Annotated in this window: 1 protein-coding gene and 1 pseudogene; both read left to right on the forward strand. The window is 72.5% G+C overall.

All coding sequences use genetic code 11. The features are described from left to right. On the forward strand, positions 1 to 558 hold a 558-nt coding region (locus FXN61_RS49750; protein ID WP_167980677.1), incomplete at its 5' end, for a type VII secretion protein EccE. Further along, a pseudogene (locus tag FXN61_RS49755) lies at positions 555 to 805 on the forward strand (hypothetical protein); the annotation flags it as partial. The gene FXN61_RS49750 and the pseudogene FXN61_RS49755, both read left to right, overlap by 4 nt.

Here is an 805-nt window from a genome sequence, read left to right on the forward strand (position 1 = left end):
GGCTCGGACCCGCGCCGCTGCGGCGAGGCGATCAGGGAGCGTGGCGGCGGCGTCGTCGGTGCGCACCGCGCGTTGATCGGCGCGTTGTCCCGTGTCCGCAACGCCCTGGAGTCCGCAGGCGTAACGATCCGCCCGCTCGACTCGGACGAGCTGCTGCGCGCGGCGATCTCGTCGGCCGAGCTGACCGCGGCGGTCGGCAACACGAACCCCGTGTCGCTGCGGGAGAAGTGGGCGGGCGTCACCGCGGGTGGCGTTGGTCACGCGAGCTACGCGATCACCGGCTGGCCGTCGAAGGGCCTCAAGGGCAACCTGAACGCGCTGACCGGCGTGCGCGCGTTGTCCTCGACGCTGGCGATGTCGATCTCACCGTCCCGTGAGGACGGTCAGGTCTCACTGCGCGGCCTGGTGCGGGTGAGCGCCCGCACGCCGAGCGAGCTGGACCGCGCGGAGGACCAGTTGTCGAAGCTGAGCGACAAGCTCGACATCGCGCTGACCCCGTTGCGGGGCATGCAGCTCGCCGGCCTGGCCGCGACGCTGCCGCTGGGAGGTGTGGCATGAGCTCTTCGTCCCGTCTGCTCGACTCGCGCGGCCGCGGCGCGGTGGCACCGGAGTTCCTGGTGTCGCCGAGCATGCTCGACGTGGTCAGCCCGAGCGGTGACCGCGGCGGCATGATGCTCGGCCAGGGCACCAAGGGCGAACCGCTCAGCGTGTCCGTGCTGCGCCCCACGCCGACCCGCATGGTGGTCGTGGGCGGTCTGTACCTGGCCCGCCAGATCGCGTTGCGGGCCATGGCGACCGGCGCGTG

This window comes from Lentzea indica (assembly GCF_012184385.1).
In the GTDB taxonomy this organism is placed as follows: domain Bacteria; phylum Actinomycetota; class Actinomycetes; order Mycobacteriales; family Pseudonocardiaceae; genus Lentzea; species Lentzea indica.